We start from the raw sequence: 344 nt of genomic DNA, 5'->3' as shown, positions 1-344 counted from the left end.
TCTGAGCCCCTTTTCTTTTTCCTTTCTGCGCAGTGTTTATTCTATCGCAGATAAACAAAAAGCCTCATCAGAGGCTTTTTTCGTTGGATATATCGCCATATCGCGATTAATCACGGAAGTTATTGAACTGGAACGGTTGGCCAAGTTCTGCGGCACGAATTGCGGCAATAGTTTCTTGCAAATCGTCGCGTTTTTTACCCGTTACGCGAACTTTGTCGCCTTTGGATAGAAGCTTGTACTTTCAGTTTGGCATCTTTAATCAGCTTAACGATTTTTTTCGCCATTGGCGTTCAATGCCTTGAAGGAAAACAATGTCTTGATGCCAGTTTTACCCGTCTGCTCAG

Annotated in this window: 1 pseudogene; it reads right to left on the bottom strand. The window is 43.0% G+C overall.

Annotation, left to right across the window (positions count from 1 at the left end):
- Window positions 1-106 precede the first annotated feature (106 nt).
- Window positions 107-328: pseudogene (locus CIK04_RS29780) on the bottom strand (DUF520 family protein); the annotation flags it as partial.
- Window positions 329-344: the final 16 nt, after the last annotated feature.

This window comes from Vibrio sp. 03_296 (assembly GCF_002265885.1).
Note: the sequence above shows the minus strand (reverse complement) of the source record. Positions and strands in the feature narration are given on the sequence as shown.